Source organism: Knoellia pratensis (genome assembly GCF_042666395.1).
GTDB classification, from domain to species: Bacteria; Actinomycetota; Actinomycetes; order Actinomycetales; family Dermatophilaceae; genus Knoellia; species Knoellia pratensis.
Genome location: NZ_JBHTDJ010000004.1, coordinates 304,038 through 322,875, shown reverse-complemented (window position 1 = coordinate 322,875; position 18,838 = coordinate 304,038). Strand labels below are relative to the sequence as shown.

The window sequence follows — 18,838 nt, the reverse complement described above, 5'->3', positions numbered from 1 at the left end:
CGTCTCCTCAGTGCAGGGCCACGGTCAGCAGCACCACGGCATCGGTGATCGCCCTCAGGGCGTGGCGCTCAGGGGGGATGGCGACGATCTCGCCGTCGCGCGCGAGCCACACGCCTCCCGCGGCGCTCAGTCTGGTCTCCCCCACCAGCACCTGGAGCGTTGCGGCGGGAGGGGACTCGTGCTCCGCCAGTTCGGCGCCGGCAACGAGGGCGATGACGGTGGCTCGCATGGACGGCCCGGAGGTGATGGTTTCCGCGGCTCGTTGAGAGTTGTGGGCGTGCGCCTCCTCCAGGAGGCGGGCCGCGAGATCGGGCAGCCGCACCACGCCGTCGCTGCCTCGAGTGTGGACATGGGTGGTCTCGGTCATCGTGTTCTTCCTTCCGCTCCCCTCCACCGTGCCGCATCACAGCTCGGGGCGACAGGGACCAATGGCCCGTTGCACGGGACCACGGGCACATGAAAAAGAACCGCAGCTCAGGTGGCGAGACCTGTGCTGCGGTTCTTTGGTGGGCGATACTGGGATCGAACCAGTGACCTCTTCCGTGTCAGGGAAGCGCGCTACCGCTGCGCCAATCGCCCGCGAGGGGTACTACTTGAGGTGGAGACGGGATTTGAACCCGTGTAAACGGCTTTGCAGGCCGCTGCCTCGCCTCTCGGCCACTCCACCATTTAAGGGGTGGCTAACCCTCCGAGCGGATGACCGGGTTCGAACCGGCGACCTCAACCTTGGCAAGGTTGCGCTCTACCAACTGAGCTACATCCGCGAAACGCTTCGAACTTTCGTTCTTGGCGTGCGGAGAGACATTAACTGATCCCAGACGTGAACTCCAAACCCACCCGTTTCAGCGGCCCGATCCGACCCGGATCCGGGGGATCACGAGAGTTTCGTCGTCCTGGATCGGAGTCAGTGGACGGCGTGCAGCTTCGCGTATGCCGCGAAGGTCCAGGTCGTCGTCCTCGGTGCCGTCCTTGGCGCCCGCGTCCACGGGGGAAGCCCGCTCTGCGGCGCGCTGGGGCAGCAGGAAGGCCGCGAGACGCTCCCGGAGCCCTCGCTGCTCCCCCGACGGCCAGAGGTTGCGGATGGCGGCGTTGAGGGCGGCACCGATGAGCACCGCAATGGCGAGCATGTAGAGCCAGATGAGCAGGACGATCGGCGCACTCAGCGGACCATAGATCGACGACCCACCCAGGGAGGCAGCGATCGACCCCCGCACCGCGAATGACGCGATGACCCAGATGAGGAGGGTCAGCACGGCACCGGGGAGGTCTCGCGTCCAAGGACTCCGAAGCGGCGTGGAGACGTGATACAGGCTCGTGAAGGCAGCAATGACGAGCAGGGAGACGACCGGCCAGTAGAGCAGGGTCAGGAAGTCCCACGCGTCGGGAAGCACCTCTCCGAGCAACGTCGGTCCGATGAGCACGAGCGGGATGGTGATGACGCCGACGAGGAGAGACACGACATACAGCGAGAAGCTCAGCGCGCGGGTGGGGACGATCCCGCGCAGTCCCGACTGTCCATACATGATCGAGACGGTGTCGACGAGGACGTTGAGGGCGCGCGAACCCGACCACAGGGACAGCACGAAGCCGACCGAGATGAGGTCGAAGCGTCCGTCCTGGAAGACGTCGTCGACGGTGGGTGACAACGTCCTCGAGATGATGTCGTCGGTGAGGAAGCGCGCGGCATACTCGGCAATGGCGAGGCGCACCTGCTCGACGGTGTCCTCACCCAGCCAACGCCCGACGTAGCCGACCCCGCCGAAGAGCCCGAGCACGAGTGGCGGCAACGACAGCAGCGCGAAGAAGCCGGCTTCGGAGGCCAAACCCGTCACGCGATAGCGCAGGCAGATGCGGATCGTCTCCACCGTGAGCCGCGCCAGCGACTCCAGGGCAGGGAACCGCGCCAGCCACCGCCGCAGGCGTCGCTTCGCATCGATCACCCGGGTCACGCTATCTGCCGCGCTCCGGGCGGGTCGCCCATGACACGACGCTTGCGCGACACGAGCCGGTCACAACTCTCTCTCGCCCACTGTGTCGCGGGTTAGCGTTTCGCCCGTGCACACCCACGACGTCGTGAACCAGGTGCCCGATTTCGTCGGTCACAACCTCTTCACCACTGATGCCGTCGCCGTCGAGGCGATGAGCCGGTGGGGACGAGCCGAGGACGTCGCAGAAGTCGCCGCCCTCGGAGCGCTCTCTGGCGCCGTCGAGACGCAGGCGTGGGCCGACGACGCCCACCGCAACACCCCGCGTCTCGTCTCGCACGACCGCGTCGGCCACCGCGTCGACGAGGTCGCCTACGACCGCAGCTATCACGACCTGATGCGCATCGCCGTGGGTCATGGGCTCACCGCGGAAGCGTGGACGCAGCCGGCTGACACCGGCGCCCACCTGCGGCGTGCTGCCGGCTTCGTGACGTGGTCACGTGCCGAAGGGGGTCACCTCTGCCCCATTTCGATGACGTATGCCGCCGCTCCAGCCTTGCGCTCCTCCCCCGCCCTGGCTGATCGCTGGCTTCCCCTGCTGGCGTCACGCGACTATGACCCTGCGCTGAAACGGTTCTCGGACAGGCGATCTGCGATCGCGGGTATGGGGATGACGGAGAAGCAGGGTGGCTCCGACGTCCGGGCCAACGTCACCCAGGCCGTCGCGACACCGGGAGGTCCGGTCGAGGGTGGCGACACCTATCGCCTCACGGGCCACAAGTGGTTCTTCTCGGCGCCGATGAGCGACGTCTTCCTGGTGTTGGCGACGACCGAGGCCGGAGTGACGTGTTTCCTCGTGCCTCGCGTGCTCGACGACGGGACGCGCAACGCCCTGCGGCTGCAGCGGCTCAAGGACAAGCTCGGCAACCGGTCCAACGCCTCGTCAGAGGTCGAGTTCGAGCGGGCCTGGGCGGTCCGTGTGGGAGAGGACGGACGCGGCATACGCACGATCATCGAGATGGTCTCGTCCACCCGCCTCGACTGCATCCTGGGTTCGTCGGCCACGATGCGCCAAGCGGCAGTCCGTGCCGTGCACCACGCCCGACACCGCTCGGCGTTCGGCGCGCGGCTGATCGAGCAACCGCTGATGCGCAACGTCCTCGCCGACCTCGCCGTCGAGGCCGAGGCTGCGGAACTGCTCGGCTTCCGGCTGGCGCACGCGGTCGATGCGGGCGAGACCGAGTTCGCCCGCCTCGGCGTTGCGCTGGGCAAGTTCTGGGTGTGCAAGCGCACTTCCCCGTTGGTGGCCGAGGCCCTCGAGTGCCTCGGTGGGGCGGGATATGTCGAGGAGAACGGCTTGGCGCGTCTCTATCGCGAGGCGCCGCTCAACTCGATCTGGGAGGGCTCGGGCAACGTCGGGGCCCTCGACGTGCTCCGCGCGATGACGCGGGAGCCGGCCAGCGTGGCCGCACTCGACAAGGAGCTCTCGCTCGCGCGCGGGCACGACCGCCGTCTCGACCGCGCGATCGATGCCGTCCCCGAACTCGTGGCGGTCGCCGGGAGCGATGACGGCACTTGGCAGGCTCGGCGCGTCGTGGAGCGCCTTGCGGTCACGTTCCAGGCCGCACTGCTCGTCCAGCACTCCCCGAACGCCGTCGCCGACACGTTCATCGCGAGCCGGCTGGGTGAAGGTGGGCCGGCGGCGACGTTCGGCACCCTCGACGACGTCGGCGCGGCCGAGGTCACCCAGATCCTCAACCGCGCCTGGTCGTAACATCCTCGGCAGCACTGATCGACGAGAGCCGGGGGCATCACCACATGAATTCTCACCACGTCGCGATCGGCGTCGGTCGCCTTGGCGCGTCCGTCGCGATGGCACTTCTCGCCCTCACCGGCTGTTCGCAACCGGACGAGGGAGCCGGCACGACAGCCTCGAAGGGCACGGCCGAAGCCGCTGACGCACAGTGCGAACTCCTCACCGCGGCTGAGCTTGTGTCGCTCACCGGGAAGAAGCTGGAGGGTCGTGGGACAACCATCACGGGGAGCACGATTCGGGCGTGCCAGTACGGCGAACTCGAGACCGTGGGACTGCAGGTTGCCAAGGTCCCGGCTGATGAATGGGCCAAGGCTCTCCCCGGCGTCGTGGAGCAGTTCAAGGCCAATGGCGCAATGGGGAGCAGCGACGTCCTGGCCCAGCTCGAGAAGGCAGCCAAGGTCATCGAAGAGGGCAACACCCTGCCGCCGGGCAAAGCCTGTGAGTTCTTCAGCACACTCGTCGAGGTCCAGGGCAAGCCACCGCAGACACGGAGCATCACGGCGTACGTCCCGACCGCCGACGATCCGGTCGCGATCTCCGCTCAGAGTTGTCAGGGCGACACGTATGTTTCGCTGCTGGTCGGTCGCCCGGACATCACGCCCGGGTCCGAACTGGAGTCGCTCATCACCCAGACGCTCGACCGACTGAACCCCGAGAAGGGCTGACGGCGGGGCGAAACCGATCAGGGGGTTTCGGCGAGCCGCTTCTGCTCGGCCTCGACGTCGAAGTCGGCCTTCGGCCACTGCGGGTCAAGCGCCCTGAGGTGCTCCAGGACGAGCTCGGTGACCGCAAGGCGGGCGTACCACTTGCGGTCGGCCGGCACGACGAACCACGGCGCAGCCGGCGTGGAGCACTTCTCGATCGCTACCTGGTAGGCCTCCTGGTAGGCCGCCCAGTGCGTCCGCTCGTCGAGGTCGCCGGGGTTGAACTTCCAGTGCTTGTCGGGACGTTCCAGGCGCTCGACGAGGCGGGCCTTCTGCTCGTCGCTCGAGATGTGGAGCATGACCTTGATGACTGTCGTGCCGGACTCCACGATTTTCTTCTCGAAGGCGTTGATCTGGGCGTAGCGGCGCGACCACTGGGACGGCGGCACGAGATCGTGGACGCGAACGATGAGGACGTCTTCGTACTGAGAGCGGTCGAAGACACCGATCTGGCCGGGCATGGGCAGGGCCTTGCGGATGCGCCACAGGAAGGGGTGCTTGCGTTCCAGGGCCGATGGCGCCTTGAACGAGGTGATGTGGACGCCCTGGGGGTCAAGGGCCCCGACGACGTGGCGCAGGATGCCACCCTTCCCCGACGTGTCCATGCCCTGAACGATGAGCAGGACCGACCGCTTGCCGCCGCCCTTGGACTCGGCGAAGAGTCGCTCCTGCAGCTCGGCAAGCTGGTCGCCGAGGCACGCCAGGGCTTCCTCTCCGGCTGCCTTGTCGCCGTCGAAGCCCGGGGTGGATCGGGGATCGAGGTCAATGAGCTCGAAGCCGTCACCGGCGCGCAAGGCCTCCGTGAAAGACACAGGGGTGATGCCCTCGGGCTTCGCGTCCTTCGCGTCCTTGCTGCTCCTCTTGTCCTTGCTGCTCTTCTTGTCCTTTGCACTCTTCTTCGCCATTCCCGCATCCTGTCAGGCGAGGCGCCGCGCGTGGGTGTCAGACTCACGAGGTGCGCCTCCTCCTCGACAACCGCTCCCGCTCCTTCTCCCCCGGCCTGCTCAGTGAGGACGACCTGTCGCGGCTCTACGCCTGGCCGGAGGGCGGTGGCGTGCGAGCGAACTTCGTCAGCACGCTCGACGGTTCTGCAGTGGGTGCCGACAGCCGGAGCGGCTCCATCAACACCGAGGCCGACGGGCGCATCTTCCACCTCCAGCGAGAGCTCGCCGACTGCGTCCTCGTTGGCGCGGGAACCGTTCGCGCAGAGGGCTATCGGCGTGGCAGCAAGCCTATTGTGGTCGTCAGCCGCAGCGGACATCTCCCCGAGTCCCTTGCCTCCGGTGAGGGTGACGTCGTCCTCGTCAGCTGCGCTGCGTCAGGTCGCACGGCCGCAGACGATGTCTGGATCGAGGGAGACGACGAGGTCGACCTCCCGGCCGTCGTGGCTCGCCTGCGCAAGGCGGGTATGCCGCGAGTCCTCGCCGAGGGCGGTCCGCACCTCTTCCACAGCCTCCTCGACGCCGGGCTCGTCGACGAGTTCGCCCTCACGCTGGCACCCCGCCTCGTCGGCGGAGACCACTTGCGCGTTGTCGCCGGCATACCCCTCGGTGGGGAATCCGGGCTCGACACCGAGGTCGTCCACCTCCTCGAGGAGGACGACTCCCTCCTCGGCCTCTGGAAGGTCAGGAGCTGAGAAGTTCGAGGGCTCGAAGGCGGTTGTCGAGACCGGGTGCGCCGTTGTTGATCATCAGCTCGTCGGCTCGGGCCAGGCCGGCGAACTGCTCGAGGTAGCCGCGCACCGCCGCGATGTCCCCGACGCCGGTGTAGGTCATCATGTGCCGGGCCTGTGCGGCCACCGGTGACGCCATCAGGGTGTCGACGGTCGCCTCGTCGAGCTCGCCGGCATACGCCGGAACGCGGGAAGCGAGCGAACGCACACGAGACCGAAGCACGGAAGCCGCCAATGCCTCGGCGTGCTCCTGCTCGTCGGCGACGACGACGTTGAGCGCGGCGATGACGTAAGGCTGAGCCAGCTGCTCGGACGGCTGGAAGTCACGGCGATAGACGTCAACGGCCTGCTGCAGCGCGTCCGGGGCGAAGTGGCTCGCGAACGCGTAGGGCAGACCGAGGCGGGCCGCGAGCTGGGCGCCGAAGAGCGAGCTGCCCAGGATGTAGAGCGGCACCTTGGTCCCGCGCCCGGGGAAGGCGTGGATCGAGGGCACGAGGCTCTCGTCGGCGAGGTATCCCTGCAGCTCGAGGACATCGTCCGGGAAGCCGTCGGACGCGCGCGGATCCACCCGGAGAGCCCGGCTGGTGATCTGGTCGGTGCCGGGCGCCCTGCCGAGTCCGAGGTCGACGCGACCGGGATGGAGCTCGGCCAGCGTGCCGAACTGCTCGGCGATGACCAGCGGTGAGTGGTTGGGCAGCATGACGCCGCCCGAACCGACGCGGATGCGCTCGGTCCGGGCAGCGACGTGCGCGAGCAGGACCGCGGTGGCCGCCGACGCGATCGACGGCATGTTGTGGTGCTCGGCGAACCACAGGCGCTCGAACGTGCCGAGCGAGTCCGCCTTCTGCGCCAGGGTCACGCTGGTCTCGAGGGCCTCACCGATGGACTGGTCACGGCCCACCGTGGCGAGGTCGAGCAGCGAGAGCCGCGGTCCTGCCGTGGTCACGCGGGAACCGCGATGCGGGTCTCGTCGGCGGCGGGGGCCACCGTGACTTCGTCCTCGTCCAGTTCGAGTCGGGCATCGGCCCCACCGAACGTGTTGCTGTCATAGACCGACTGGTCGAGCAGACCGTTGCGCTTGGCGACGATCGTCGGGATGAGAGCCTGTCCGGCCACGTTGGTGGCGGTGCGGATCATGTCGATGATCGGGTCGATGGCGAGGAGCAGGCCGACGCCCTCCAGCGGGAGACCGAGAGTCGAGAGGGTGAGCGTCAGCATGACGACCGCGCCGGTGAGGCCTGCCGTGGCCGCCGAGCCGACGATGGAGACGAAGGCGATGAGCAGGTAGTCAGTCAGACCGAGGTCCACCCCGAAGAGCTGGGCGACGGTGATCGCGGCCAGTGCCGGGTAGATCGCCGCGCAACCGTCCATCTTGGTCGTCGCACCGATCGGCACGGCAAAGGACGCGTAGTCACGCGAGACGCCGAGGTTGTGCGTCACGACGCGCTGGGTCAGCGGCAGGGTGCCGATCGAGCTGCGCGAGACGAACGCGAACTGGACCGCGGGCCACGCACCTGCAAAGAACTTCACCGGGCTCAAACCGTTGGCACGAGCCACAATCGGGTAGATGACGAGCAGCACGACGGCGCAGCCGATGTAGACGTCAGCGGTGAACAGGGCGAGTGGTCCGAGCAGGTCCCAGCCGTAGTTGGCGACGGCCGAACCAATGAGGGCAGCGGTGCCGAGAGGCGACAGCTTGATGACCCACCAGACGAGCTTGCTGAAGACCTCGAGGGCGCTGCGGGTGAGGTTGATGAACGGGTCCGCCTTGGCGCCGACAGCGAGTGCTGCCGCGCCGATGGCCAGGCCGAGGACAACGAGCTGGAGGATGTTGAAGTCCGGGCTGGAGCTGAGCGCTCCACCCTCTTCGGCGGACGTCGACACCTCGAGGCCGAGGAAGTTGCCCGGCACGATCGAGGTGAGGAAGTCGAGCCAGCTGCCGGTGTGGCTCGGTGCCGCACCTGCACTCGTGTCGAGCGTGGCGTGGGCGCCAGGGTTCGTGATGAGGCCCAGGGTGATGCCGACGACGACCGAGGCTGCGGCCGTGATCGCGAACCAGATCAGGGTCTCCCCCGCGAGGCGCGCGGCGTTGGTCACCTGCCGGAGGTTGGCGATCGAGACGATGATCGCCGTGAGGACGAGCGGGACGACGATGACGCGGAGCAGCTGGACGAAGATCCCGCCGACGGTCTTGAGCGTCTCGGCGAGCCAGGCCTGGTCGAACTGACGGGCGATGAACCCGAGCAGGACGCCGACAGCGAGGCCGATGAACACCTGCGCCCAGAAGGGGACGCCGGAGCGTTTGCGTGGGGTCGTGGTTGCTGGCGCGGACGCTGCGGCATCAGGGGTGGTGCTGGACATGACGGGACTCCTGAACACTGAATGGGCTGAGGGCGGAGGCGGTCAGCGCAGACAGCGGTCGCTGGCGTCCAGCTTCAGATCCACGGGGAGCCTGCGCCACAGGACAGGGGTCGTCGACGGGGTGCACACGTGGGCGCCAACGGCAGCCCTTGCCGGGCTATTCCCCCGCCCACAGATCGGCCTATCGGGCGAAGTCGGTCACGAGCTGCTGCCAGCGCTCCGGGTCGGTGTTCCACTCCTTGCAGTGACGAGCAACCCGCCACTCCTCATAGCTGACGATGTCGGGTCGGTGTTGAGCAAGCAGCCGCGACGGGCCCACGGGCACGAACTCGTCGTCGGCGGAGTGGATGAGCAGCATCGGGTGCCGCAGCTCGTCGGCCCGGCGCACCCAGTCGGTCTGCGCGACATCGACCGACTCGTGCACCCCCACGAGGCGTTTGCCCCAGCGACGACCCATCATCGAGCGTGAGAGCGCCCCGACGGCCTTGGGCACCCGGTGCATTCGCGCGTGGTGGTCGAGCACGTCGCCCCAGTCGATGACCGGCCCGTCGAGGATCACCTTGGAGACGAGGTCGGCCAGGGGCGACCGATCAAGGAACTGCAACGCGATGGCGCCACCCATCGACCAACCGACGACGAGGACCTCATCGGCACCGGACTCCACGGCATACTCGACGGCCGACTCGATGTCGCGCCACTCCGACAGGCCGAGGTTGTAGCGACCGTCCGGCCCGGCCGGGACGTCCTCGTCGTTGCGATAGGTCGGCACCAGTGAGGTCCATCCGGCCTCGTGCAGCGAGGGCAGCGCCCGCAGGACTTCCTCGCGACGGGCGCCGCGTCCGTGGACGAGGACCGCCCACCGCGACCCACGACCGCCGCTGGCCGGCACCACCCAGGCCGGCATGCTCCCGAGTTCTCCCACGATGTCGACGTGCTCGGTGGGCAGCCCCAGGGCGACATCCGGAGTCCCCGCGTAGTGGTAGCCGTTGAAGCGGGCACCACCCACGACCAGTTCGCCCGAGTCGACGCCGAGAACCTCGCGCTCGACGGTTCCCTCCGCCACGTCCGACCCGGTGAGGCCACCGAGACGCACGTGCCCGAGCCCGTTGTCGAGCCACAGCCCGTAGCGGCCGGGCACCACCGTCTCGGCCGTCGCGGACAGCAGGACCCGCTCGCCGCGGACGTCGAGGATCTGCACGTCGTCGGGCCGGTCGCGTTCCGGGGTGAGGACACGACGAGCAAAGTATGCCGCCGCGGCCAGTGAGCCTGCTGCGCTCGCGATCGTGGTGGTCGCCCCCACAGCAGCTGCCGCACGGACCGCCCGGCGGGTTCCGGCCGGTTCAGGCATCGAGGACGTCGGCGAGGTCGTAGGAGACGGGTTCCTCGAGCTGGGCATAGGTGCAGGACTGCGGGTCACGGTCGGTGCGCCACCGGACGAACTGGGCCGTGTGCCGGAAGCGCACACCCTCCATGTGGTCGTAGCGGACCTCGACGACGCGCTCGGGGCGCAGCGGGGTGAACGACAGGTCCTTGCCTGCCGCCCATCGCGAACCGGCGGAGTTCTGCGGCGTGCGTGTGCCCTCCTCCTGCTTGGCCCAGGCCCATGGGTGATCGTCGAAATCCGTCACCCACTCCTGCAGCTCCTCGAAGAGTTCCTTGCGCCGAGCCATCGGGAAGGCCCCGATGACGCCGACACTGGCCAAGCCGCCCTCCTCGTCGTAGAGGCCGAGCAACAGTGAGCCGACGAGGTCGTCACCGCTCTTGTGCGTGCGATATCCCGCGACGACACAGTCCGCGGTGCGCTCGTGCTTGTACTTGTGCATCGTGCGCTTGTCCTGCTCGTAGGCGCCGTCGAGGGGCTTGACCATGACCCCGTCGAGACCGGCCCCCTCGAACTGCTGGAACCACCCTTTGGCCACGTCCACGTCCCGCGTCGCGGGGGTCAGATGGATGGGCGCCTCGACCGAGGCGAAGGCCTTCTCGAGTTCGGCGCGGCGCACCTCGAACGGCTCGCCCGTGAGGTCTCGCTCCCCCAGCGCCAACAGGTCGAAGGCGACGAAGGATGCGGGCGTCTCGGCCGCCAGCTTCTTGACCCGACTCGCCGCCGGGTGGATGCGCTGCTGCAGCAACTCGAAGTCCAACCGGTCCTCGCCGGGGCGGATGAGGATGATCTCGCCGTCGACGACGCACTTGTCCGGGAAGTTCGCGCGCACCGCCTCGACCACGTCCGGGAAGTAGCGGGTCATCGGCTTCTCGTTGCGGCTGCCGATCTCGACCTGGTCGCCGGAGCGATAGATGATCGAGCGGAACCCGTCCCACTTCGGCTCATAGCTCACCTCGCCCTCGACCAGCTTCTTGGAGGGCTTGGCGAGCATGGGAGCGATCGGTGGCACGACCGGCATACCCCACTGCGTGCGAAGGTCCGCGTCGCGCTCGGCCTTGGGCTTCATGTAGTCCTCGTCGGCCCGATCGGTGCGACGTTTGCTCGGCTGCACGCGCGGCGGCTCGCCTGGCATCTTCGGGTAGTCCGGCGGGAAGTTCAGCTCGCCCAGACCCCGCTCGACGTCCGCATCCCACAGGGCGAGCGCGGGTGCGATGTCGCCGACCGCGACGTCCATGCCCTCCCAGGCGTCACCGCGGTCGGCAACGATCTCGGGGACGGTGAGGATGGTGAAGTCGCCCGGAGCCACGGTGGCCAGGTCCTCCCACGAGACCGGCATCGAGACCGGCGCGCCCTCGAGCGGCCGCGGGCTGTAGGCGGACGCGATCGTCCGGTCGCGACAGGCCTGGTTGAAGTCGACGAAGACGCGCTCACCCCGCTCCTCCTTCCACCAGGACGTGGTCACGAGGTCAGGGAGGCGGCGTTCGAGCTCCCGAGCGATGCCGATCACGCCGTGGCGAACGTCGAGGAACTCGTGGCTCGGCCTGATGCGAGCAAAGACGTGGACGCCGCGGTTGCCGGACGTCTTGGCCCAAGCGGTGAGACCCACCTCGCCGAGCACCTCACGCAGCGCGATGGCCGCCTCGACCGCGTCGGTGAAGTTCCGGCCCGGTTGCGGGTCGAGGTCGATCCGCAACTCGTCGGGATTGTCGTTGTCGGCGGTGCGGACCGGCCAGGGATGAAACGTCACAGTGTTCATCTGCACGGCCCACACCGCAGCGGCGGGCTCATCGACGACGAGCTGCGAGTGGCGGCGCCCCGACGGATAGCGGCACGACACGGTCCGGATCCAGTCCGGCATCCCCTTCGGCGGGTTCTTGGACCAGAACTCCTCGCCCTCGATCCCCTCGGGGAAGCGTTGCAGCGTGACCGGTCGGTCACCGATGGCGCGCACGAGCGGTTCACCGACAGAGACCATGTATGCCGCAAGGTCACCTTTGGTGATCCCGACACCGGGCCACATGAGCCGGTCGGGGCTCGACAGGCGCACCTCGCGGACACCATCGGGGCCGTCGATCTCCATCGTGGTGGGGGTCGCCATGCCGCTCAGCCTAGTCATCGAGACCTGTCCGACTGCTGAGCTCTCTCGTCCGCGCAGGGCGAGGCCCCGGGAACGTTCCCGAGGACTTCGTGGTTTGCTCTTGACATGGAGCCCACGAACCGCACGTATGCCGTCACCAAGTCCGACGAGGAGTGGCGTGCCGAGCTCACCCCCGAGGAATACGCCGTCCTGCGTCAGGCCGGCACGGAGCGCCCCTACGCCGGTGAGTACACCGACACCAAGACCGAGGGCGTCTACTCGTGTCGCGCCTGCGGTGCCGAGCTGTTCACCTCGGGCACGAAGTTCGACAGCCACTGCGGCTGGCCGTCCTTCTACAGCCCGCTCGCCGGCGACTCGGTCGAGTTCATCGAGGACGCCTCGCTGCCGGGCCGCCCGCGTGTCGAGGTTCGCTGCGCGAACTGCGGCAGCCACATGGGCCACGTCTTCGAGGGTGAGGGCTATGACACCCCGACGGACCAGCGCTTCTGCATGAACAGCATCGCCATGACCCTGCGTCCGGCCACCGACGCCACCAACTGAACCCACCAGTCACCCCTTTCCCGCCGCCCCCGGAAAAGGGGTCTCAAACAAGGGAACTGATCTCTTGCTCGGGAACTCTTTCCCTTGCGAACCAGTCTGGCCTCACGCGCTCTCGGCCAACATCGCTCGGCGGACTTTCGCCGACGACTTTCCCGGTGTCTCGAGGTCGGCCCACGTGATTCGCACAAAGATCTTCCCCTCGGCGCGCATGTCATCCTCCCTACGCTTCTCCTTCCAGAGAACCTGAGGATCCCCGTCGGCATACTTCACCTTGCCGTCGACCTCGACGAGCACGTTTGTCCCCTCGACACCGAAGTCCGCACGTCCGATGAGGGACCCGTCGGCTCGCCGCACTTCCACCTGCGAAACAACGTGTATGCCGTGTGAGCCGAATTCGAAGCGGGCTCGGCTCTCTGCCACGGACTCGCACTTGGCATCGACGTGGGTCATCATCGCTCGCGGACGGTGCGACCCCGACCAGGCGGCAACCGCGTTGACCGCCGCTGTGAGCTCGTCCAGCGTGACCAGCTTCCGGTGGAGAGCAGCGTCAGCCGACACGACTCCCTGAAGGATGCCGTGGTCCAGGCACAGCTGGACCAGGGCCTCCGCCAGCGGCACACAGTGACCCCACGGCCCGTCCACCCGCTCGGTTCGCAGTGGCCGGACGCGAAACGGCTTCGCGCCCGCCTGCCGCTCAATCGGCCGCAGTATTTCCGGACGGCCGAGTTGGCATCCCCAGACAGGCAACTCGTGGGCCAGCACGGCCGTCACACCAGTGAGTGCCGCGTCGGAGTAGAGGAGGTGCGCGCCCGCGGCCATGTGGCGTTGCCACGCAACGGGAGAGGTGTCGACAAGGGAGGACACGGCATACAAACCGCGTGAAGGGTGGAGCAGCACCCCGGCTCGGACCCAGTCGCGCAACGCTTTGCGACCGATCCCGAGGGTGTGTGCCTGTTTCGTCGTGAACATGCCGTGCTGGGTGCTGGCGATCCGCACGAGGTCGTCGAGAGTCATCCCACGACACTCAGGTCCGACAGCCCGCTGCCGGTAGGGGTCGTTCCGCATCTGTGGACAACGGAGCACCGCAAGCCCGGGCTGGGGATGACGCAGGGCCGACGCATGCCCCGACCCAAGCAAGGTAAACCGTTCCCGAGCAAGACAACAGTTCCCTTGTTCCGGACCCGTTTTCCGGGGGCGGCGGGAAACGGGCGACGGTTGGGGTCAGCGCTGGCGGGCGATGAGGTCCGCGACGGCGACGCGGGGGCCGGTGAAGAACGGCACCTCCTCGCGCACGTGCAGCCGCGCCCGCGACGGGCGGAGCTCACGCATGAGGTCGACGATGCGGTGCAGCTCATCGGCCTCGAACGCGAGGATCCACTCGTAGTCGCCGAGCGCGAACGACGAGATCGTGTTGGCGCGCACGTCGGGGAACTCGCGTGCCATCTGGCCGTGCTCGCGCAGCATGTCGCGACGCTCGTTCTCCTCGAGCAGGTACCACTCGTAGGACCGCACGAAGGGGTAGACGCAGACATAGGCGCGGGGGTCCTCACCGGCCATGAAGGCGGGCACGTGGCTCTTGTTGAACTCCGCCGGCCGGTGGATCGCCGCGTTGGACCACACCGAGGACAGGTGCGCGCCGAAGTCCGTCCGGAGCAGGCGGTGATAGGCGTCCTGGAGGTCCTCGATGCGCTCCGCGTGCCACCACACCATGAGGTCGGCGTCGCCGCGCAGCCCCGCAACGTCATAGAAGCCGCGCACGACGACATCGCCGGACTCGAGATCGGCGACGAGCTCCTCGACCTCGGCCGTCATCGCGGCCCGGTCGTCCTTGCCGAGCGGCTCGGTCACCTCGAACACCGACCACATCGTGTAGCGGATCGACTCGTTGATCTCGCGCATCTGGGTGGGGGTGGGCTTGGTCGGGGCGGGACGGCCGGTCGGGGTGCTCATGCCCTCATTCTCCCGCGCGCGCCGCGACCGCCCTCAGGTGGGTCGTCGTGGCCGCGGCCGCTGCGTGGGCGGACGCGATGACGGCCGGGATCCCGATGCCCCGGTAGGCCGCGCCCGCGACCTCGAGACCAGGAACCTCCGAGACCGCCTGGCTCACGCGGGCGATGCGGTTGACGTGTCCCACGGTGTACTGCGGCAGACCGCCACCCCACCGTTGGACGTGGCTGTCGACGAGAGTGAGCGGTGGGGCGCCGACCGCCTCGGAGATCTCGCGAACGGCAAGGTCGACGAGTTCGGCATCGTCGCGCTGCAGCGACGCCGTCTCGCCCGCGCGTCCCACAGACGCCCGGAGGTATGCCGTGTCGTCACCTTCCGCTGCGAGCCAGCCCCACTTGGCGGAGCTGAACGTGCTGGCCTTGATGCCACGACCATCGACCGGAGGAACGAGGAAGCCCGAGCCCTCCCACGATGCGACCTCGGCCTTCGGAACGGCAAGGGTGATGACGGCGACCGAGGCCATCTCGATCTCGGCCAGGGCGGTGCTGGCCGATGCGGAGACCGGCCCCAGCAGCCGCGCGGCGGCTGGCGGGGGCACGGCCACGACGACCGCATCCGCCTCGAGCCGGCGCGGCTGGGTCGTCGGTCCGCTGAGGACGGACCATCCACTCTGGGTGCGCTCGAGACCGCGCACGATCGTGCCCGACTCGATGACTCCCCCGCGCTGCTCGATGTCGGCGGCGAGCAGGTCGGCCAGCCTGCCCACGCCACCGGCAATGCCGATGAACGGCGGCCGCGCCGTGCCCGCCTGGGGGTCGACGACCGGTGGCGCGAGCAGGGATCCGCGAGCCTGCGCGATGGCCCAGACCGCGGGCATCGTGGCCCGCAGGGACAACCGACGGGACTCACCGGCATACACACCGCCGAGGAGTGGCTCCACGAGACGGTCGACGACAGCGGAGCCCAACCGACCACCGATGTAGTCGGCAACGGACACGTCATCGCCCACGTCGGGCGCCTCGGTCTCGGCGCGCATGCGCGACTCCTCGTCGGTGGTGAGGAGCCCGGCCACTACGGAATCGGCGAACGGGACGCCAATTCGGGTGCGCGGCAACGGATGCAGCCCATCGCGCGACCAGACACGCGCCGAGGTCGTGGTCGGTGTCACGACATCCGCCGGGTCGGCCAGCCCGCTTACGAGATCGAGGGCCTCGGGTCGCACGGCCAGCATCGCCTCCGCACCGACGTCGACGAGGTGCCCGCCGATCTCCTCGCGACGCACCTTGCCACCCACCCGGTCGGAGGCGTCAACGAGCACCACGCTGGCTCTCGGCATCGACACGAGCAGATCGCGCGCCGCTGTGAGCCCGGCGATGCCACCCCCGATGACGATCACCCTGGGGCGCCACTCAAGGGGCTCGGTCGACACGATCACGCGCTCAGCCTGCCACGGAGCAGGAAGGACGATCTCAGGCGGCAGCGGCCCGGCGAACGTGGGTCGCGACGCGACGCGCACCGTCCGTGCCCACAGCGGCGACCCGGTCGGACAGCCAGGAGTCAGCGTCGACGAGGCGATCCGCAACTTGCGCGAGCACCCAGTCGGACGCTTCGGGGCGGTCAGCGATGCGTTCGATGCCGGCGTAGATCACGTCGAGCGCGGCTTCCTCGCCGTGCATCCGGGCCGCCTCGACGGTCGCTCGGCTGAGCCACTGGTCCGGCCAGTCGATACGACGGTGCGAGACCTGGCCAGCGAGGCAGTCGGCGTTGAGGATCTGGCTGAGGTTCTGGGGCGGAAGCAGGATGGTCGGCGTCCGGGCGGCACCGGCTTCGAGCATCGCGGTCATGCCGGGCGAGGTGACGAGGAGGCCGGCGCACCCGACGAGGGTGAGGAAGTCGGGTCGCGCCATGACACCGGAGGGGACGCCGAGTTCTGTCAGGGCCTCAGCCACGGGGCCACCGACGTTCCCGGCCACCCGGACCGTGCGGCCAGCCGCGAGCAACGCGTGGACAGTGGGGAGGACGACGGTGGCGACGTAGGGAGACGTGCCACCGACCAGATGCGGAGAGTGCACCCCGCCGACGTTGACGACCGCGAGTTCCTCGTCGCGCTCCCCCGGCTCCCGCACGCTGATGATCGGCTCGACCCAGTCGAGTGCGTGCACGTCGGCCAGCGCCTCGAAGCGCTGCTCGCCTTGTGTCGTCGCCTGTGCGCAGTAGGCGAACACCTCCGTGCAGATCGGATCGGCCGGCCCCCAGATGTGCGGCAGGCTGTCCACGTAGACCACCGGCAGACCCCGCTCGGTGAGCTCGGTCGCGAGGACGGGGTCGAGGATGACGAGGGCGGCGTCGAAGTCCTCGACCCGGATGTCGTCCTTCTCGATCCACTCGAGCGCTGGCCCCAACGCTCCGTCACCGGGAGTGGAGGTGATGCTGGCCAGGAGCTCCGAGCCCACGACGGTGAGTCGGCAGTCCCCCAGGTGCTCGAGGATGCTCAGCATCTTGCCGGCAGAGCCGAAGCCGAAGTCGACCGAGCTGCACAGGATGCGCCGGGTCGGCCCCGCGGTCGTCGTCACTGTGGTCTCCATGTGGATGTCCCCTCCTGGGGTCGAAGCATCAGAACGGAAGGTATGCCGCTTGCCGCAGGAGACGGGCCACGCGCGGTCCCGCTCCGGCATCGGCCTTGTCGCGTGCGGTGAGTGGTGTGAACGTCTGGCGTACGTGCCCCAGAACCTCTGCCGAGTCCGCGAGATCGAGGTGCTCCGGCAGCACGTCCCAACCCGTGTCGGGTCCTTCGTCGACGTGCACGGTCAGCCCGAGCGCCAGCGCGACGGACACGACCGGGCTCGCGGCATACGTCGTCACCTCGGTCGCTGCGCCCAGCAGCGCCAGAACGTGGTGTTCACCGACGGCATCCGGGTCGACGAACCACTGGGCCGTGAGGTCGAGCGGTCCCGTCCGGGCAGGCGTGCGCGCAATCGGCGGAAGGAAGTTGCCGACGTGCTGCATACCCGAGGCGTAGCCCGCGCTGGACGACATGCGCGGTGACGCATCCGTGCACACCTGCAGTCCTCGGATCCCGTCCTCGCCCGGGACCGGCCGGGATCCGCGCACGAGCAGTGGCGACGGGGCGCTGAGGTCGGGCAGCGTGCCGATGCACAGGACAGCGGAGGCCTTCCCCTCGTCGTGGACGCGCGCAGAGTCGATCTCGAGGTCCTTGGCCGAGGCACCGATGATCTCGACGACCAGGAGGTCGGCCACCGACGGCGTGGCGGGCAGGCGGACCGCAGTGAGGAGGCGGTTCATCCCTCGCTCCCGAGGGTTGCAGTGAGGGTTGCAGTCCGGATCGGTCCCGGTGTCAGTAGCTCCACAGCTCGACACCCCCGTGCGCGTCCACGGTGTTGCTGTAGCCCGCAGCCGTGGTCGAGCATCCCTGGCACACCTGGGGACCGCGCTCGCGGAAATGCTCCTGGTGGAGTCGGAACGAAGGCGTGCCCAGGTCGATGACCCCACCGTCGACGCCACCTGCGTCACCGCTCTCGATCCCGGTGGGGTCGCGGTGCGGCAGCAGGCTGCAGGCAAAGAGGCGCCCGTTCTTGGGATCGAGGAAGCGCACGTCGTCCGTGACATGGCAGACGGCTCCGTTGGGGCGCGGCACCTGACCGGTCTCGAAGTAGGCCTCCTGCTCCATGGCCGTCGCACCATAGAAGGGCTCACCCATGGGGATCAGCGCACCGGGGCGCGAGGCGTCATAGATGGATGCACAGGTCTCGATGACGTGCGCCGGATCGGGGTAGCGCACCGGGCGCGCGAGCTTGATCGGCGACAGCTCCCACTGGGCGACGCCGAGGCCCTCGAGCACCTCCTGCATGCGGGTCATGTCGGCGTAGTTGTGCGGCCCGACCACCGTGTTGACGCGCGCGAGGACGCGTCCGTCCAGCGCGGCCAGTCCCTCCACGGCCTTCTCGAACAACTTCGGCGTCCGGCGGTAGGTGTTGTGGGTGTCCGGGTCGGGACTGTCGAGGCTGATGATCACCTGGCTGAGTCCGGCCTCGACGAGTTCATCGGCGTAGCGAGCCAACGCGACACCATTGGTGATCATCGAGACCTCGTGTCCCTGCTCCGAGCAGGCGCGGACCAGTTCCAGGACCTGCGGGTGCATCAGCGGCTCACCTCCGGTGAACCGAATGACGCCCACCCCCTGCTCACGAGCCTCGGAGGCCAGCTGCTCCATCTGGCTGAGTGGGAACCGGTAAGGGTCCTTGGACAGAGCGAACTCGCAGAAGAAGCAGTCGGCGTTGCAGGCCTCCTGCACCCGGATGAACAGGTACTTCGAGCGGTCGCTGCGCGGCGTGGTGCGGGCCTGCGTGAGGGTGATCGTCACAGTGCAGTTC

17 protein-coding genes and 3 tRNA genes are annotated in these 18,838 nt (G+C 68.5%); 4 read left to right on the top strand and 16 right to left on the bottom strand.

The annotated features are described in order from the left end of the window. Positions 1-7 precede the first annotated feature (7 nt). The 5 genes from ACFQRE_RS17675 to ACFQRE_RS17655 all read right to left on the bottom strand — a co-directional run bounded on the left by ACFQRE_RS17675 (position 8) and on the right by ACFQRE_RS17655 (position 1,940). Positions 8-367, bottom strand: coding sequence for a LuxR family transcriptional regulator (locus tag ACFQRE_RS17675; RefSeq protein ID WP_380124960.1), 360 nt, complete (start codon positions 365-367; stop codon positions 8-10). A 137-nt stretch (positions 368-504) separates the two neighbouring features. Next, positions 505-579 (bottom strand) — tRNA-Val (locus ACFQRE_RS17670). A gap of 17 nt (positions 580-596) precedes the next feature. Continuing rightward, a tRNA-Cys gene (locus ACFQRE_RS17665) sits at positions 597-667 on the bottom strand. Positions 668-691: 24 nt separating this feature from the next. Then, positions 692-764, bottom strand: a tRNA-Gly gene (locus ACFQRE_RS17660). A 78-nt stretch (positions 765-842) separates the two neighbouring features. After that, entirely contained in the window at positions 843-1,940 is a 1,098-nt protein-coding gene (locus ACFQRE_RS17655) for a YihY/virulence factor BrkB family protein (protein ID WP_380124958.1), read from the bottom strand. 115 nt (positions 1,941-2,055) lie between these two features. Between ACFQRE_RS17655 and ACFQRE_RS17650 the strand changes: the two genes are divergently transcribed. After that, complete coding sequence (locus ACFQRE_RS17650) at positions 2,056-3,699, top strand: acyl-CoA dehydrogenase family protein (RefSeq protein WP_380124956.1); 1,644 nt, start codon at positions 2,056-2,058, stop codon at positions 3,697-3,699. 44 nt (positions 3,700-3,743) lie between these two features. Next, entirely contained in the window at positions 3,744-4,406 is a 663-nt protein-coding gene (locus tag ACFQRE_RS17645) for a hypothetical protein (RefSeq protein WP_380124954.1), read from the top strand. Between the two features lie 17 nt (positions 4,407-4,423). Here ACFQRE_RS17645 and ACFQRE_RS17640 read toward each other — a convergent pair whose 3' ends face one another. After that, a complete protein-coding gene (locus ACFQRE_RS17640) occupies positions 4,424-5,350 on the bottom strand; it encodes a polyphosphate kinase 2 family protein (protein ID WP_380124952.1) in 927 nt (308 codons plus the stop codon). 50 nt (positions 5,351-5,400) lie between these two features. Between ACFQRE_RS17640 and ACFQRE_RS17635 the strand changes: the two genes are divergently transcribed. Beyond that, complete coding sequence (locus tag ACFQRE_RS17635) at positions 5,401-6,081, top strand: dihydrofolate reductase family protein (protein ID WP_380124950.1); 681 nt, start codon at positions 5,401-5,403, stop codon at positions 6,079-6,081. Here the strand turns inward: ACFQRE_RS17635 and ACFQRE_RS17630 are convergent. The 4 genes from ACFQRE_RS17630 to ACFQRE_RS17615 all read right to left on the bottom strand — a co-directional run bounded on the left by ACFQRE_RS17630 (position 6,071) and on the right by ACFQRE_RS17615 (position 11,960). Beyond that, entirely contained in the window at positions 6,071-7,063 is a 993-nt protein-coding gene (locus ACFQRE_RS17630; RefSeq protein WP_380124948.1) for an LLM class flavin-dependent oxidoreductase, read from the bottom strand. The genes ACFQRE_RS17635 and ACFQRE_RS17630 overlap by 11 nt on opposite strands. Beyond that, on the bottom strand, positions 7,060-8,478 hold the full coding sequence (locus tag ACFQRE_RS17625) for a dicarboxylate/amino acid:cation symporter (RefSeq protein ID WP_380124946.1): 1,419 nt from the start codon (positions 8,476-8,478) through the stop codon (positions 7,060-7,062). Before ACFQRE_RS17625 ends, ACFQRE_RS17630 begins: the two co-directional genes overlap by 4 nt. 181 nt (positions 8,479-8,659) lie before the next feature. Further along, entirely contained in the window at positions 8,660-9,826 is a 1,167-nt protein-coding gene (locus tag ACFQRE_RS17620) for an alpha/beta hydrolase family protein (protein ID WP_380124944.1), read from the bottom strand. Beyond that, complete coding sequence (locus ACFQRE_RS17615; RefSeq protein ID WP_380124942.1) at positions 9,819-11,960, bottom strand: ATP-dependent DNA ligase; 2,142 nt, start codon at positions 11,958-11,960, stop codon at positions 9,819-9,821. Before ACFQRE_RS17615 ends, ACFQRE_RS17620 begins: the two co-directional genes overlap by 8 nt. A gap of 105 nt (positions 11,961-12,065) precedes the next feature. On the opposite strand from ACFQRE_RS17615, the gene msrB reads away from it, so the two are divergent. Further along, on the top strand, positions 12,066-12,500 hold the full coding sequence (gene msrB, locus ACFQRE_RS17610) for a peptide-methionine (R)-S-oxide reductase MsrB (RefSeq protein WP_380124940.1): 435 nt from the start codon (positions 12,066-12,068) through the stop codon (positions 12,498-12,500). 102 nt (positions 12,501-12,602) lie between these two features. Here the strand turns inward: msrB and ACFQRE_RS17605 are convergent, their stop codons facing one another. The 6 genes from ACFQRE_RS17605 to blsE all read right to left on the bottom strand — a co-directional run bounded on the left by ACFQRE_RS17605 (position 12,603) and on the right by blsE (position 18,828). After that, the gene (locus ACFQRE_RS17605) at positions 12,603-13,514 is read right to left on the bottom strand and encodes a type IV toxin-antitoxin system AbiEi family antitoxin domain-containing protein (protein ID WP_380124937.1); all 912 of its coding nucleotides are present in this window, start codon (positions 13,512-13,514) and stop codon (positions 12,603-12,605) included. Positions 13,515-13,721: 207 nt separating this feature from the next. Further along, positions 13,722-14,450, bottom strand: coding sequence for a hydrogen peroxide-dependent heme synthase (gene hemQ / locus ACFQRE_RS17600; protein WP_380124935.1), 729 nt, complete (start codon positions 14,448-14,450; stop codon positions 13,722-13,724). A 4-nt stretch (positions 14,451-14,454) separates the two neighbouring features. Continuing rightward, entirely contained in the window at positions 14,455-15,882 is a 1,428-nt protein-coding gene (gene hemG, locus ACFQRE_RS17595; protein ID WP_380124933.1) for a protoporphyrinogen oxidase, read from the bottom strand. Between the two features lie 34 nt (positions 15,883-15,916). After that, the gene (locus ACFQRE_RS17590; protein WP_380124931.1) at positions 15,917-17,032 is read right to left on the bottom strand and encodes a hypothetical protein; all 1,116 of its coding nucleotides are present in this window, start codon (positions 17,030-17,032) and stop codon (positions 15,917-15,919) included. 28 nt (positions 17,033-17,060) lie between these two features. After that, complete coding sequence (locus tag ACFQRE_RS17585) at positions 17,061-17,750, bottom strand: hypothetical protein (RefSeq protein WP_380124929.1); 690 nt, start codon at positions 17,748-17,750, stop codon at positions 17,061-17,063. Between the two features lie 52 nt (positions 17,751-17,802). Then, on the bottom strand, positions 17,803-18,828 hold the full coding sequence (blsE, locus tag ACFQRE_RS17580) for a cytosylglucuronate decarboxylase (RefSeq protein WP_380124927.1): 1,026 nt from the start codon (positions 18,826-18,828) through the stop codon (positions 17,803-17,805). Positions 18,829-18,838: the final 10 nt, after the last annotated feature.

Excerpts from the sequence above, each read along its gene's own strand:
- hemQ (WP_380124935.1), bottom strand. The coding sequence starts at position 14,450 with ATGAGCACCCCGACCGGCCGTCCCGCCCCGACCAAGCCCACCCCCACC.
- ACFQRE_RS17615 (WP_380124942.1), bottom strand. The coding sequence starts at position 11,960 with ATGGCGACCCCCACCACGATGGAGATCGACGGCCCCGATGGTGTCCGC.
- ACFQRE_RS17645 (WP_380124954.1), top strand. The coding sequence starts at position 3,744 with ATGAATTCTCACCACGTCGCGATCGGCGTCGGTCGCCTTGGCGCGTCC.
- msrB (WP_380124940.1), top strand. The coding sequence starts at position 12,066 with ATGGAGCCCACGAACCGCACGTATGCCGTCACCAAGTCCGACGAGGAG.
- ACFQRE_RS17625 (WP_380124946.1), bottom strand. The coding sequence starts at position 8,478 with ATGTCCAGCACCACCCCTGATGCCGCAGCGTCCGCGCCAGCAACCACG.
- ACFQRE_RS17590 (WP_380124931.1), bottom strand. The coding sequence starts at position 17,032 with ATGGAGACCACAGTGACGACGACCGCGGGGCCGACCCGGCGCATCCTG.
- ACFQRE_RS17640 (WP_380124952.1), bottom strand. The coding sequence starts at position 5,350 with ATGGCGAAGAAGAGTGCAAAGGACAAGAAGAGCAGCAAGGACAAGAGG.
- ACFQRE_RS17675 (WP_380124960.1), bottom strand. The coding sequence starts at position 367 with ATGACCGAGACCACCCATGTCCACACTCGAGGCAGCGACGGCGTGGTG.
- ACFQRE_RS17620 (WP_380124944.1), bottom strand. The coding sequence starts at position 9,826 with ATGCCTGAACCGGCCGGAACCCGCCGGGCGGTCCGTGCGGCAGCTGCT.
- ACFQRE_RS17585 (WP_380124929.1), bottom strand. The coding sequence starts at position 17,750 with ATGAACCGCCTCCTCACTGCGGTCCGCCTGCCCGCCACGCCGTCGGTG.
- ACFQRE_RS17605 (WP_380124937.1), bottom strand. The coding sequence starts at position 13,514 with ATGACTCTCGACGACCTCGTGCGGATCGCCAGCACCCAGCACGGCATG.